This window comes from Streptomyces sp. CBMA152, from assembly GCF_014596475.1.
Lineage (GTDB): Bacteria > Actinomycetota > Actinomycetes > Streptomycetales > Streptomycetaceae > Streptomyces.
The window spans coordinates 61023-74754 of record NZ_MECJ01000030.1 but is presented as its reverse complement, the minus strand read 5'-3'; the positions used below and the strand labels follow the sequence as shown (position 1 = coordinate 74754).

Genomic DNA, 13732 nt, shown 5'->3' with positions numbered 1-13732 from the left:
CCCGTCACGCGTCGCCCTCCCGCATCGGGACCCGTACGGACCGCTCGTCCGCGACCGACTCCGCGATGTCGTACCCGGCATCGACATGCCGGATGACGCCCATCCCCGGGTCGTTCGTCAGGACGCGTCGGATCTTCTCGCCCGCCAGGGCCGTGCCGTCCGCCACCGTGACCTGGCCCGCGTGGATGGAGCGGCCCATGCCGACGCCGCCGCCGTGGTGGATGGAGACCCAGGACGCGCCGGAGGCGACGTTGACCATGGCGTTCAGGAGCGGCCAGTCGGCGATCGCGTCGGAGCCGTCGAGCATCGCCTCGGTCTCGCGGTACGGGGAGGCGACCGAGCCGCAGTCGAGGTGGTCGCGGCCGATGGCCAGCGGGGCCGCGAGCTCGCCCGACGCCACCATGTCGTTGAAGCGCTCGCCCGCCTTGTCCCGCTCGCCGTAACCCAGCCAGCAGATACGGGCCGGAAGACCCTGGAAGTGGACGCGCTCGCCCGCCATCTTGATCCAGCGGTGCAGCGACTCGTTCTCCGGGAACAGCTCCAGCATCGCCTTGTCCGTCTTGGCGATGTCCGACGCCTCGCCCGAGAGCGCCGCCCAGCGGAACGGTCCCTTGCCCTCGCAGAACAGCGGACGGATGTACGCGGGGACGAAGCCGGGGAACGCGAACGCCCGGTCGTAGCCCGCCAGTTGGGCCTCGCCGCGGATCGAGTTGCCGTAGTCGAAGACCTCGGCGCCCGCGTCCATGAAGCCGACCATGGCCTCGACGTGCCGCGCCATGGACTCGCGGGCACGGGTGGTGAACCCCGCCGGGTCCTTCGCCGCGTACGCCGCCATGTCGTCGAAGTCGACACCCACCGGCAGATACGCCAGCGGGTCGTGCGCCGACGTCTGGTCGGTGACGATGTCGATCGGCGCGCTCTCGGCCAGCATGCGCGGCAGCAGCTCCGCCGCGTTGCCGAGCAGGCCGATGGAGAGCGGCTTGCGCTGGTCGCGGGCCTCGACGGCCAGCTGGAGCGCGTGCTCCACGGAGTCGGCCTTCACGTCCAGGTAGCGGTGCTCGATGCGGCGCTCGATGGCGCGCGGGTCGACGTCGATACAGATCGCGACGCCGTCGTTCATCGTCACGGCGAGCGGCTGGGCGCCACCCATGCCGCCGAGACCGGCGGTGAGGGTGATCGTCCCGGCGAGCGTGCCGCCGAACTTCTTCGCGGCGACCGCCGCGAACGTCTCGTACGTGCCCTGGAGGATCCCCTGCGTACCGATGTAGATCCACGAACCGGCCGTCATCTGGCCGTACATGGTCAGACCCAGCGCCTCCAGACGCCGGAACTCCTCCCAGTTCGCCCAGTCGCCGACCAGGTTGGAGTTGGCGATGAGGACGCGCGGGGCCCACTCGTGGGTCTGCATGACGCCGACCGGGCGGCCGGACTGGACCAGCATGGTCTCGTCCTGCTTGAGGGTGCGCAGCGTGCGCACCATCGCGTCGAAGGAGCGCCAGTCGCGCGCGGCCTTGCCGGTGCCGCCGTAGACGACGAGCTTGTCGGGGTGCTCGGCGACCTCGGGGTCGAGGTTGTTCTGGAGCATCCTCAGGGCGGCTTCCTGCTGCCATCCCAGGGCACTCAGTTCCGTACCGCGCGGTGCCCGTACGGGGCGGGGTCCTGACATGGCGAGGCCTCCTCACGACGTGACTCAGATATTCACATCCTCGCTGGCTGAATAGAACTAGTCAATACATCGGTACGTCTGCGCGTCGGCGCACCCGGTGATTGGCTTGATCCCATGACGGACATGCCCATGGCCGACACAGACGCGGCGGCGCGGCGCGAGCAGGCCGTGCGGGCGGCCGTGGAACAGGGCCTGGTCGGGCCCGAGGCGCCGCTGGCGGCGCTGCTCGACGTCACCGGCATCCGGGCGAGCGCGGCCGCGCTGACCTCGGCGTTCGCGGCCGTCACCACCGCGCCCGTACTGCACGCGTTCGCCGTCAAGGCGTGCCCGCTGGTGCCGGTCCTGCGGCTGCTGTCCGAGCGGGGTCTCGGCGCCGAGGTCGCCAGCCCCGGCGAGCTCGCCCTGGCCCGCGCCGCCGGGGTCGGCCCCGACCGCACGGTCCTCGACTCCCCCGCCAAGACCCCCGCCGAGCTGCGCGACGCCCTCGCCCTCGGCATCGCCGTCAACGCCGACAACCCGCAGGAACTGGCCCGCCTCGACGCGCTGGTGGCCGCCGCCCCGACCGCCTCACCGCTCGGCCTGCGGATCAACCCGCAGCTGGGTGCGGGGTCCATCGACGCGCTGTCGACGGCGACGGCCACGTCGAAGTTCGGCGTGGCGCTACGGGACGAGGGCGCCCGCGAGTGGATCGTGCGGGCGTACGCGGACCGCCCCTGGCTGACCCGCCTGCACACCCACTCCGGCTCGCAGGGCGTTCCGCTGTCACTCATGGCGGAGGGCGTACGGGCGGTCTTCGAACTCGCCGAGGAGATCAACGCGCGCGTGGGCCGCCGCCAGGTCGACACGCTCGACATCGGCGGCGGGCTGCCGGTCAACTTCCACTCGGACGAGGAGACGCCCACGTACGGGGAGTACGCGCGGCTCCTGCGCGAGCGCGTCCCCGGCCTGTTCGACGGCTCGTACGCACTGGTCACCGAGTTCGGCCGGTCGCTGCTCGCCAAGCACGGGACGGTTCTCGCGCGCGTGGAGTACGCGAAGACGTCCGGCGGGCGGCCTGTCGCGGTCACCCACGCGGGCGTGCAGATCGCGGCCCGTACCGTGTACGCGCCCGCGTCGTGGCCGCTGCGGATCGCCGCGTACGACCCGAAGGGTCGCCCCAAGTCCGGCCCGCCGGTCGTCCAGGACGTGGCGGGCCCGGCCTGCTTCGCGGGCGACCTGCTGGCGCGCGGGCGGGCGCTGCCGTTGCTGGAGCAGGGGGATTTTGTGGCCGTGCTCGACACGGGCGCGTACTACTTCGCCCACCACTACGCCTACAACAGCCTTGCCAGGCCTGGGGTTTACGGCTTCGCCGTGTCGGGGGAGGGTGTGCGCTTCGCGGTCGTACGTCCACCCCAGGCGGTGTCGGAGATCGTGACGGAGGCCGGGGGCGCGGCTCGGGACGCGCTGCTGTTCTAGCGGGTCCCCCACCCCACCCCTTCCCGAAAGCCTCCGGCGGTTGTCGGTCGTGTGCGAGCCGGTGGGGGCTGAGCGCGCAGTTCCCCGCGCCCCTGGGTAGTTAGGGGCGCGGGGAACTGCGCGAGCAACCCAGCACGATCCGCAGCCAAACGGTCTCCGGGGACGCAGCCCCCGGAGACCGCCTTCACCCCCACCCGCCCTCGGAGAGTTTCGGGAAGGGGCGGGGTGGGGGCTACTCCACGAACAAGCCCCGTGCCGCGGCCCCCGCGTCGAAGTCCTCCAGGCGGGCCTGCGCGTCGGGGAGGTCGTCGCACATGGCCTCCAGCAGCACACGGCCCAGCAGCATCGGCGCGCAGGCCGTGTCGAAGGCCAGGCCCGTGCCGACCGCCGCCGGGATCAGAAGGTCACTGAAGCGCGCCACCGGCGCGAACGCCGAGTCGGCGACCGTGACGACGGTCAACCCGGACGACCGGGCGTACGACAGGGTCTCCACGACCTCCTTCGGATGCCGCGGCAGCGCGAAGCACAGCAGCGCCGACGCCCCGGCCCGAACCGCCGCGTCGACGCGGTCGACCAGCATCGACCCGCCCTCGTCGAGCAGCCGTACATCGGGGTGCACCTTCGCCGCGAAGTACGCGAACCCCCGCGCCTGCGACGAGGCCGCGCGCAGGCCCAGGACCGGGAGCGGCTGAGAGGCGGCGAGCAGCCGGCCCGCCTGCTCCACCGGCGCCGGATCGGCCAGCAGACCCACCAGGTGCCGCAGGTTCTCGATCTCCGCCTGGACCGCCTGCTGGTACTCGTTGTACCCGTCCTCGTCCCCCGCCGGGACGGCCACCGGGGCCACCTCGCGCAGATGGCGCCGCAGGGCCGGGTAGCCGTCGAAGCCGAGGGCGACCGCGAAGCGCGTCACGGACGGCTGGCTGACCCCGGCCAGTTCGGCGAGCTCCACACTCGACAGGAACGGCACGTCGGCGGCGCGGCGCACCATGCTGTGCGCGATCCGCCGCTGGGTCGGGGTGAGCCGGCGCCCCTCGAAGAGCTGCTGCAACCGCGCGGCAGGGCTGTCGCTCATGCCGGCCCCCTTCCTCTGTCCAGATGTGCCACACCCAGAATATTCAGTCGCCCCGCACTCTGCATGACCATATGCAGGCGGGCAAGTACGGGGGCTACCCCCACTGTGCCCGTGCCGACGGCTGCGTACCGTAAAAGCATGGAAGCCCGCGACACTGAGCTCAGGGACGGTCCGCTTCAGGACGCCGAGCTGAAGAAGGAACTCGACGCCACTCTGCACGCCCGGCGTGAGCTGGGGCCGGAGTACGAGAGCGCCCTCCTGGAGTCGTTCCTGGAGAAGGTGGAGCAGCGCGTCGACGGAACGGTGGACCGCCGCGTGCGGCGCCAGTTGGCCGAGCAGCAGATGGTGGTGGCCCGGGGCGGCCGCCCGGCCGCGCACAACGACGGCGAGATCAGCTTCGGCGAGCGCTTCGGCTTTGGCATGATCTCGCTGATCCTGGCCATCCCGCTCTCCGCGATCGGCGCCGTGAACGCCGGTCTGAGCGGCCTCTTCGTCACCTGGGCCGGCATCCTCGGCGTCAACGCCGTCCACGCCACCCGCCCCTGGCCGTGGCCCCGCCGCAACCGTGGCGGCGACACGGACTGAGGCCGGGGCGCCTCCGTACGTACGGGAAGAAGCTGAGCGCGGGGACCGCCGCACCCCCGGTCGCCCGGGGGGCGGGACGACGGCGGTCCCCGCGAGGGACACGGTCCCGGGTCAGGGCCGGTCGCCGCGTCCTGGGCGTCGGGAGGTCCGGGAGCCGCTCCGGAGGTCCATGACGCCGCTTGTGGTGCCGCCGGGGTCTCCCCCGCCGACATCCACCAATGTGCCGTACCCGTGTTAAGGGGGTGCTGCGCCAACGTGTCGCGCTCGTACCAGTTCTGCGACCAACGCACCCGAGGCGGCCCCTGCTGATGGACCGTCGGATCAGGGGTGGGCCGGGTGCGCCGGGTGCGCGGTGGACGGCTCGGTCGCGGACGGCAGGCGCCGCCGACGGCGGTGCTTGAGCAGCGCCCAGGGCGCGCGGGCCCCGCTGACCTCGGTACCGGCCTCCGCCGCCGCCTCGGCCGCGGCCTTGGCGACCGGCAGGATGTCCTCGTCGCGGTCCGCCTCCAGCTGGTCGGCGTCGGGCCACAGGCCCAACGAGGCGCACAGCGTGGGCAGTACGGCCATCGCGGCCGTCGCGTAGCCCTCGGCCGAGGGGTGGTAGTTGTCCGGGCCGAACAGCTCGCGCGGGTTCGCCTCGAACTCGGGGCCGAGCAGATGGCCGAGCGACACGGTCCGGCCGCCCTGCTCCACCACCACGATCGTCTGGGCGGCGGCGAGCTGGCGCGAGACCCGGCGGGCCAGCCAGCGCAGCGGCTGGTAGACCGGCTCGACCGAGCCGAGGTCGGGGCAGGTGCCGACGACGACCTCGGCCCCGGCCGTACGCAGCCGGCGCACCGCGCCCGCCAGATGGCGTACCGAGGTGGTGGGCGGCATCCGGTGGGTGACGTCGTTGGCGCCGATCATGATCACGCAGACGTCGGGGATGCGGACCGGGTCGCCGAGCATCAGCGAGACCTGGCGGTCCAGGTCGTCCGACTGGGCGCCCGGCTGGGCCACGTTGCGCAGGGTGACCATCTGCTCGGCGACCGCCGCGAGCCCGGACGCGAGCAGCGCCCCGGGCGTCTGCCCGGCCCGCCGCACGCCCTGGCCGGCCGCCGTGGAGTCGCCCAGGATGCCCAGGCGCAGCGGGGGCGAGCCGTTGGCGTACGCGACCCCGTACAGACCGTCGGCGCTCGGCGGGTGCGGCGCGCTGCCGCCCCGCACCGAGCGTTTCGCCAGCGCCGCCTCGGCGAGCAGCACACCGACCGCGGCGGCCCCGATCAGGCCGATGCCGCCCCCGCCGAACGCCGCCCCGGCCGCGATACGGCGTGCCACCCGCGCCCGCGACCCGGCCGAACCGGTCAACACACTCCCAGCCACCGCCACCTCCTTGGCCTTCTCCAGGAGCCGTACATGAGCTACCTGCCCGGTGACAGGTGTCGCTCAATCACGCCGTGAGGTGAACACGCCCGCACTCTGCGCATACGCTGACGGGACCATCACGGAGACCCCGGAGACAACGGTGCAATTCCACGACTCGATGATCAGCCTCGTCGGCAATACCCCGCTGGTGAAGCTCAACAGTGTGACCGCGGGCATCCAGGCGACGGTCCTGGCCAAGGTCGAGTACTTCAACCCCGGCGGCTCGGTCAAGGACCGTATCGCCGTGCGCATGATCGAAGCGGCGGAGCAGAGCGGCGCGCTCAAGCCGGGCGGCACCATCGTCGAGCCCACCTCGGGCAACACGGGTGTCGGTCTCGCGATCGTGGCCCAGCAGAAGGGCTACAAGTGCATCTTCGTCTGCCCGGACAAGGTGTCGCTCGACAAGATCAACGTCCTGCGGGCGTACGGGGCCGAGGTCGTCGTCTGCCCGACGGCGGTCGACCCGGAGCACCCGGACTCGTACTACAACGTCTCGGACCGCCTGGTGCGCGAGACGCCCGGCGCCTGGAAGCCGGACCAGTACAGCAACCCGAACAACCCGCGCTCGCACTACGAGACCACTGGTCCGGAGCTGTGGGAGCAGACCGACGGGAAGATCACGCACTTCGTGGCGGGCGTCGGCACCGGCGGCACCATCTCCGGCACCGGCAAGTACCTCAAGGAGGTCTCCGGCGGCTCGGTGAAGGTCGTCGGCGCGGACCCCGAGGGTTCGGTCTACAGCGGCGGCTCCGGCCGTCCGTACCTGGTCGAGGGCGTCGGCGAGGACTTCTGGCCGACGGCGTACGACCGTGAGGTGACGGACGAGATCGTCGCCGTCTCCGACAAGGACTCCTTCCAGATGACCCGCCGCCTCGCCAAGGAGGAGGGCCTGCTGGTCGGCGGCTCCTGCGGCATGGCGGTCGTGGCGGCGCTGCGGGTGGCCGAGGGCCTGGGCCCGGACGACGTGGTCGTCGTCCTGCTCCCGGACTCCGGCCGCGGCTACCTGTCCAAGATCTTCTCGGACGAGTGGATGGCCGGGCACGGCTTCCTGGAGGAGGCGGGCCCGTCCGCCCGTATCGGCGACGTCCTCGCCGACAAGGAGGGCGCGATGCCGTCCCTCGTCCACATGCACCCCGAGGAGACGGTCGGGGAGGCGATCGAGGTGCTGCGCGAGTACGGCGTCTCGCAGATGCCGATCGTCAAGCCGGGTGCGGGGCACCCGGACGTGATGGCCGCGGAGGTCATCGGCTCGGTGGTCGAGAAGGAGCTCCTGTCGGCCCTCTTCGCCCAGCGTGCCTCGCTCTCCGACCCCCTGGAGAAGCACATGAGCGCGCCGCTGCCGCAGGTCGGGTCGGGTGAGCCGGTCGCCGAGCTCATGGCCGTGCTCGGCGAGGCGGACGCGGCGATCGTCCTGGTCGAGGGCAAGCCGTCGGGCGTGGTGAGCCGCCAGGACCTGCTGGCGTTCCTGGCGAAGGATTCGGCGAAGTAGTTTTTGCCCCACCCCGCCCCTTCCCGAAAGCTCTGGCCGAGCGGCCGGGAGGGGTGGGTGGAGGCGGTTACCCGGAGGCTTCGCCCCCGGACCCCGCTTTTCGGCTGCGAGCCGGTGGGGGCTGAGCGCGCAGTTCCCCGCGCCCCTAGGTAGTTAGGGGCGCGGGGCTGTGACATTTGCGGCTCCGCCGCGTGGGCGCGAGCAACCCATCACGGTCCGCAGACGAACGGGGTGCCGGGGTGCACCGCCCGGGAAGCCCTGAGCAACCGCTTAGAAAAGAGGTCCGCATCACACGCGTCGGGCGATGACCAATTACGTACGTACGGGTAACTTCCCAGAGAGCCAGCCCGCTTAGCCTCTGGAGCCGTGATGCCCGAAGCCGTGATCGTCTCGACCGCTCGTTCCCCCATCGGCCGCGCCTTCAAGGGCTCCCTCAAGGACGTCCGCCCGGACGACCTCACCGCGACGATCATCCAGGCCGCCCTCGCCAAGGTCCCCGGGCTCGACCCGCGCGACATCGACGACCTGATGCTCGGCTGCGGCCTCCCCGGCGGCGAGCAGGGCCACAACCTCGGCCGGATCGTGGCCGTGCAGATGGGCATGGACCACCTGCCGGGCTGCACCATCACCCGCTACTGCTCCTCCTCCCTGCAGACCTCCCGTATGGCGATGCACGCCATCAAGGCGGGCGAGGGCGACGTCTTCATCTCGGCCGGTGTCGAGATGGTGTCCCGTTCGGTGAAGGGCTCCTCGGACGGGATGCCCGACACCCACAACCCGCTCTTCGCGGACGCCGAGGCCCGTACGGCCGCCGTCGCGCAGAGCGAGGGCGCCTCCTGGCACGACCCGCGCGAGGACGGCCTGATCCCGGACGCGTACATCGCGATGGGCCAGACCGCCGAGAACCTGGCGCGACTCAAGGGCGTCACGCGCGCGGACATGGACGAGTTCGGCGTCCGCTCGCAGAACCTCGCCGAGGCCGCCATCAAGAACGGCTTCTGGGAGCGGGAGATCACCCCGATCACCACCCCGGACGGCACGGTCGTCAGCCAGGACGACGGCCCGCGCGCCGGTGTCACCGTGGAGGGCGTCCAGGGCCTCAAGCCCGTCTTCCGCCCCGACGGCCTGGTCACCGCCGGCAACTGCTGCCCGCTCAACGACGGCGCCGCCGCGCTGGTCATCATGAGCGACACCAAGGCCCGCGAGCTCGGTCTGACCCCGCTGGCGCGGATCGTCTCGACCGGCGTCACCGGCCTGTCCCCCGAGATCATGGGCCTGGGCCCGGTCGAGGCGTCGAAGCAGGCCCTGAAGCGCGCGGGCCTGACCGTCGGCGACATCGACCTGTTCGAGATCAACGAGGCCTTCGCCGCCCAGGTGATCCCGTCGTACCGCGACCTGGAGATCCCGCTCGACAAGCTGAACGTGAACGGCGGCGCCATCGCCGTCGGCCACCCCTTCGGCATGACCGGCGCCCGGATCACCGGCACGCTCATCAACTCCCTCCAGTTCCACGACAAGCAGTTCGGTCTGGAGACGATGTGCGTCGGCGGCGGCCAGGGCATGGCCATGGTGATCGAGCGCCTGAGCTGATCGAGCGGCCGAGCTGACAGCCCTGCCCGACAGCCTCTGCCGACGGCCTGTGCTGACACCTTTCAACCGCTGCGCCACCGGTTCGTGACCGAATCTCCCCCAGGATGTGACGTACGTCCCGGGGGAGAGGCATTCCCGCAGGTCACGGCGTTTCTGGGCTAAACCTCGGGCAGAAAGACCTGTCCATTTCGTGACGTAATGCACTGACAGGACGAGCGGGCCCACGACAAGCTGATGTAGGAAGTCGGGGAATCGTTTGAATCCGGGAGTAAGTCAGTGAGCGCCATGTCTCTTGCCCTGCTGCTGACCACGGCCGCTGCCACGGCCGTGGGCGCTGCTGCCCTGCACGCTGCCCATGGGCTGCGCAAGCAGGTCGTGGCGCTGCGCGCCGACCTCGCGGCCGACCGCGCACCCCTCTCCGCCACCGTGCCCCACCAGGCCCGCGGCGCCGAGACCCCGCTCGCCGAGATACGCGCGGCCGTCGCCGAGGCGCTGGCCGAGGAGCGCGAGCGCGAGCTGGCCGAGGCGCGCGCCTTCTGGGCCGCGCAGGAGGCGCGGGACGCGGCGGACACCCCGTCGCTCCTGGGCGGCCTGGCGGGCCTGGGCGACGACGCCTCGCTGTTCCTGCCCCGGCAGTCCGACTTCGCCGGTCTGGAGGCCGCCGAGCCGGTCGTGGAGCCGTACGAGGAGTTCCCCGAGGACTCCCCGGAGCTCGCGGCCGCCCGCCGCCGGCATCCCTCGCACCCGGACTTCGTGCCGGTCCAGACGCCCGTCGTGGCCGACCACGAGTCCACGGTCTCGCGCCTGGAGACGCTGGCCGAGTCGGGTACGGCGCTGACCGACGTGCGTCCCGGGCCGCTCGGCACCCTCGACGTGTACGTCTTCGCCGACGGCACCACGCTGTGTATGACCCCGGGTCACCGGGAGACCTCGGAGCGCCTCGCGGAGGCGCTGCGCGAGGGCGAGACGCCGGTGCTGCTGGGTGGGTCGGGGATTTCCGGTGCGTACGCTCTGACGTTCTCGTGCGGCGAGGAGAGCGTGTACATCCTCGCGGACCGGGTCATCGCGTCGCTGTAGCTCTGTACGCGCCTGTAGGGGCCCGTGAAGGGCCTGTGCGGCTGCGGACCGTGGTGGCTGGTCGCGCAGTTCCCCGCGCCCCTAGAAAGCCTGCTGCGCGGCTTTCTCGATCAACCCCACGGCCTCGTCCAGCATCTCGGGCGAGGCCGCTGTCGTGCTCCGCAGTGCCTCGGCCAAATCGCGGCCCGCTACCGACACTTGGTCCGCGACCGCGAAGGCGCCCGCGTCCGGCATCTCGCGCGGCTCGTGGTCCGGGGTCTCCAGGCGCTGGGCCCGGAGCGACAATTCCCTGGCCAGGGCCAGGCCTTCGGCGGCGGCGCCGCGTCGCAGGCGGCTCTCGGGGGCGGCCCGCAGGCGGTCGGCGAAGCGGTCGACGGCGGCGAGGAGCGGGGTCACATCTAGCACGCCGCGACCCTACGCGCCGCCCCGGGACTGTTGCCAATACGCGAACGCTCAGGCACGGTGACGTGAAGGACCCTCTCCCGCGTTCCGGGCTCCGCCCGCACGGGAGACCCCCAGGCAATGCGTCCGGAGGCGCCGATGTCCCAAGTCTTCTCCGATGAAACCCATCGCAACCTGCTCTCCCGCATCCCCCATTGCACCGGTCGTGAAGTCTCCGACTGGCTCCGCACCGTCGACGAAGGCCCTTCCCTCGTACGGTTCGAGGAGAAGGTCAGCTGGCTAAGGAGCGAGCACGATCTCGCGTACGGCCACGCCAAGGCGATCATCCACGAGTACGACCTGCGGCGGGCCGCGCGCCGCCTGCTCTAGGAGAGGTAGGAGTCCCCCCGTACCCGAAGGCCGACGACCCGAAGGCCGACAACGCGAAGGGGCCCGCCCGGCGACTGCCGGACGGGCCCCTCTGCACTTACCTGTGCGGGCGTCAGTCGTCGCCCTGGAGGATCGCCACCAGACGCAGCATCTCCAGGTAGATCCAGACCAGCGACATCGTCAGGCCGAAGGCGGCCAGCCACGACTCCTCGCGCGGGGCGCCGTAGGTGATGCCGTCCTCGATCTGCTTGAAGTCAAGCGTCAGGAAGAAGCAGCCGATCAGGATGGCGAGCACGCCGACCGCGAAGCCGAGCGGGCCGAAGCTGCGCAGGCCCCCGCCGCTGGCACCGCCGAAGGCGACCACCAGCAGGTTGATCATCGTCACCACGACGAACGCGATGGCGATGGTCATCCCGATACGGGCGTAGCGCGCGGTCACACGGACCCAGCGCTGCTTGTACGCGAACAGCGTGGCGCCGGAGACCGCCAGCGTGCCGAGCACGGCCTGGAACGGGGCGCCGGACCAGCGCTCGTTGTACATCTCGCTGATCACGCCGAGGAACACGCCCTCGAACGCGGCATAGCCGATGATCAGCGCCGGGACGGGCTTCGCCTTGAAGTTCTGGATCATCGCGAGGACGAACGCCACCAGCGCCGCGCCGACCGCCAGCCCGTAGCTGGTCGTCGAGACCGGCAGCAGGGCCCAGGCGAGGACCGCGCCGAGCGCGACGACGCCGAGCGTGATGGCGGTGCGCGAGACGACGTCGTCCATCGTCATCACGTTGCCGCGGGCCGGGGCCTGCGGGGCGCCGTACTGCGTGTCCTGCTGCGCGTAGGGGTTCGTCGCGTACGGGTTCGCCTGCGGCTGGCCGTACGGGGCCTGCGCGTACGGGTTGCCCCCGGCCTGCGGCGCGGTGTTGAAGCCCGCGTAGCCGTTGTCGCGGCTGAACCCCCGTCGCGAGAAGACCGGGTTGCTGCTCCTCATCTCACTCCTCCATGGCCACCGAGCGCGGCCTTGACGTCAAGGGTAATGGGAACGCAAAACATTCACCCTAGTGCTCTGGGAGGATCTTTCCGCGCCACATCCGTCTCACACCAGGGTTCCACGGTCACAAGAGTGCCACGGGGGCGGGTCCCCGGTGCGCTGGAGCGCGCGGTCGGCCCCGAACCGCCGGGCCGTGCCTGCCGGGACGCGCGGGACGGGAGCGGGTGGTGGGGCGCGGCGGTGGCGGGAAGCTTGCGGAAGTGTTTACCCGGACGCCACCCATTCGCCGAAATACGGTACTTCCGCCCACCGAATTAACGGTTCTCTGCTTTGCTCCCCGAGGGGGCGTGAGGTGCCCGGAGCCGGACTTGAACCGGCACGGCCCGAGGGCCAGCGAGGTTTAAGCTCGCCGTGTCTGCTTTCCACCATCCGGGCTGGTCGCGCGGTTCTTACGTTCGCCCGAAGAGCCTATCCGGACGCGTCCCTCACACGGCGGAACGATGGCCGATGTTGTCTTATTTTATTGGCGTCTGAGGGTGCGTCAGCCCACCTGACGATGGCTCCGGCACATGCCGGGGGCGGTTGGCGGGCATACCGGTCAGCCGGACTGTGCGTAACGGAATGACGCGAATTCGACTCCCCCGCGCGCACCCCCGCGGAGCCCGGCGCCGCCGGGGGTCTCTCAGGGGCGGCGTCATACCCGAGGAGGAGGCGAGTAGGGCTCGCATAAGACTCAAGTGGGCCGGAGAACGGGCACAGGGACTGACGTTCCGAGGGTGCGGCGGCATCGAGGATGGAGTGGTCCCCAGCACCACGTCCCGACAGGAGTCCTCCGTGACCACCATCCCCACCGCACACCGCGCCACCGCGGTGGCCGCCCGCGCCACCGAGCTGTCGAAGGTCTACGGCGCGGGCGAGACCCAGGTGGTCGCGCTCGACCGGGTGTCGGTCGACTTCCGCCAGGGCGAGTTCACCGCGATCATGGGCCCCTCGGGCTCCGGCAAGTCGACGCTGATGCACTGCGTGGCCGGGCTCGACTCGTTCAGCTCCGGGTCGGTGCGCATAGGCGACACCGAGCTCGGCTCGCTCAAGGACAAGCAGCTCACCCAGCTGCGCCGGGACAAGATCGGCTTCATCTTCCAGGCGTTCAACCTGCTGCCGACGCTGACCGCCGCCGAGAACATCACGCTCCCGATGGACATCGCGGGTCGCAAGCCCAACAAGGAGTGGGTGGCGAAGGTCATCGAGATGGTCGGCCTGTCCGGGCGCCTCTCGCACCGCCCCACCCAGCTCTCCGGCGGCCAGCAGCAGCGTGTGGCCGTGGCCCGCGCGCTCGCCTCGCAGCCCGAGATCATCTTCGGTGACGAGCCGACCGGAAACCTGGACTCCCGCTCCGGCGCCGAGGTCCTGGGCTTCCTGCGCAACTCGGTGCGCGAGCTCGGCCAGACCGTGGTCATGGTCACCCACGACCCGGTCGCCGCCTCCTACGCGGACCGCGTGATCTTCCTCGCCGACGGCCGCGTGGTGGACGAGATGCTCCACCCGAGCGCCGACGGCGTGCTCGACCGCATGAAGGAGTTCGACGCGAAGGGTCGTACGAGCTGAACCGCGGGCCGCCCGGCCCCAGCCACCGCCCTG

The 13732-nt window shown here is 71.3% G+C and carries 12 protein-coding genes and 1 tRNA gene; 7 read left to right on the top strand and 6 right to left on the bottom strand.

Annotated features, from left to right (window positions below):
• Positions 1-4 precede the first annotated feature (4 nt).
• Complete coding sequence (gene hutU, locus BG418_RS30965) at positions 5-1666, bottom strand: urocanate hydratase (protein WP_188277358.1); 1662 nt, start codon at positions 1664-1666, stop codon at positions 5-7.
• 129 nt (positions 1667-1795) lie between these two features.
• Here hutU and BG418_RS30960 point away from each other — a divergent pair, with 129 nt between their 5' ends.
• Positions 1796-3121: a diaminopimelate decarboxylase gene (locus BG418_RS30960; protein ID WP_317453814.1), complete on the top strand. Its 1326-nt coding sequence runs from the start codon at positions 1796-1798 to the stop codon at positions 3119-3121.
• 232 nt (positions 3122-3353) lie between these two features.
• Here BG418_RS30960 and BG418_RS30955 read toward each other — a convergent pair whose 3' ends face one another.
• The gene (locus tag BG418_RS30955; protein WP_188277356.1) at positions 3354-4193 is read right to left on the bottom strand and encodes a MurR/RpiR family transcriptional regulator; all 840 of its coding nucleotides are present in this window, start codon (positions 4191-4193) and stop codon (positions 3354-3356) included.
• Positions 4194-4331: 138 nt separating this feature from the next.
• Here BG418_RS30955 and BG418_RS30950 point away from each other — a divergent pair, with 138 nt between their 5' ends.
• On the top strand, positions 4332-4778 hold the full coding sequence (locus tag BG418_RS30950) for a hypothetical protein (protein ID WP_188277355.1): 447 nt from the start codon (positions 4332-4334) through the stop codon (positions 4776-4778).
• 321 nt (positions 4779-5099) lie between these two features.
• On the opposite strand, the gene BG418_RS30945 is transcribed toward BG418_RS30950, so the two are convergent.
• Complete coding sequence (locus BG418_RS30945) at positions 5100-6095, bottom strand: SGNH/GDSL hydrolase family protein (protein WP_188277418.1); 996 nt, start codon at positions 6093-6095, stop codon at positions 5100-5102.
• Positions 6096-6282: 187 nt separating this feature from the next.
• On the opposite strand from BG418_RS30945, the gene BG418_RS30940 reads away from it, so the two are divergent.
• The 3 genes from BG418_RS30940 to BG418_RS30930 all read left to right on the top strand — a co-directional run bounded on the left by BG418_RS30940 (position 6283) and on the right by BG418_RS30930 (position 10338).
• Positions 6283-7671, top strand: a complete 1389-nt coding sequence (locus tag BG418_RS30940) for a cystathionine beta-synthase (RefSeq protein ID WP_188277354.1) — start codon at positions 6283-6285, stop codon at positions 7669-7671.
• A gap of 369 nt (positions 7672-8040) precedes the next feature.
• A complete protein-coding gene (locus tag BG418_RS30935) occupies positions 8041-9261 on the top strand; it encodes an acetyl-CoA C-acetyltransferase (RefSeq protein ID WP_188277353.1) in 1221 nt (406 codons plus the stop codon).
• Positions 9262-9561: 300 nt separating this feature from the next.
• Complete coding sequence (locus BG418_RS30930; protein WP_188277417.1) at positions 9562-10338, top strand: hypothetical protein; 777 nt, start codon at positions 9562-9564, stop codon at positions 10336-10338.
• An 81-nt stretch (positions 10339-10419) separates the two neighbouring features.
• Here BG418_RS30930 and BG418_RS30925 read toward each other — a convergent pair whose 3' ends face one another.
• Positions 10420-10743, bottom strand: a complete 324-nt coding sequence (locus BG418_RS30925) for a hypothetical protein (RefSeq protein WP_188277352.1) — start codon at positions 10741-10743, stop codon at positions 10420-10422.
• Between the two features lie 135 nt (positions 10744-10878).
• Between BG418_RS30925 and BG418_RS30920 the strand changes: the two genes are divergently transcribed.
• Entirely contained in the window at positions 10879-11109 is a 231-nt protein-coding gene (locus BG418_RS30920) for a DUF4287 domain-containing protein (protein WP_188277351.1), read from the top strand.
• A gap of 112 nt (positions 11110-11221) precedes the next feature.
• On the opposite strand, the gene BG418_RS30915 is transcribed toward BG418_RS30920, so the two are convergent.
• Both BG418_RS30915 and BG418_RS30910 read right to left on the bottom strand, forming a co-directional pair.
• The gene (locus BG418_RS30915) at positions 11222-12094 is read right to left on the bottom strand and encodes a Bax inhibitor-1/YccA family protein (protein ID WP_188277350.1); all 873 of its coding nucleotides are present in this window, start codon (positions 12092-12094) and stop codon (positions 11222-11224) included.
• A gap of 353 nt (positions 12095-12447) precedes the next feature.
• Positions 12448-12529: transfer RNA gene (locus BG418_RS30910), tRNA-Leu, on the bottom strand.
• A 399-nt stretch (positions 12530-12928) separates the two neighbouring features.
• On the opposite strand from BG418_RS30910, the gene BG418_RS30905 reads away from it, so the two are divergent.
• Entirely contained in the window at positions 12929-13699 is a 771-nt protein-coding gene (locus BG418_RS30905) for an ABC transporter ATP-binding protein (protein ID WP_188277349.1), read from the top strand.
• The last annotated feature ends 33 nt before the right edge of the window (positions 13700-13732 follow it).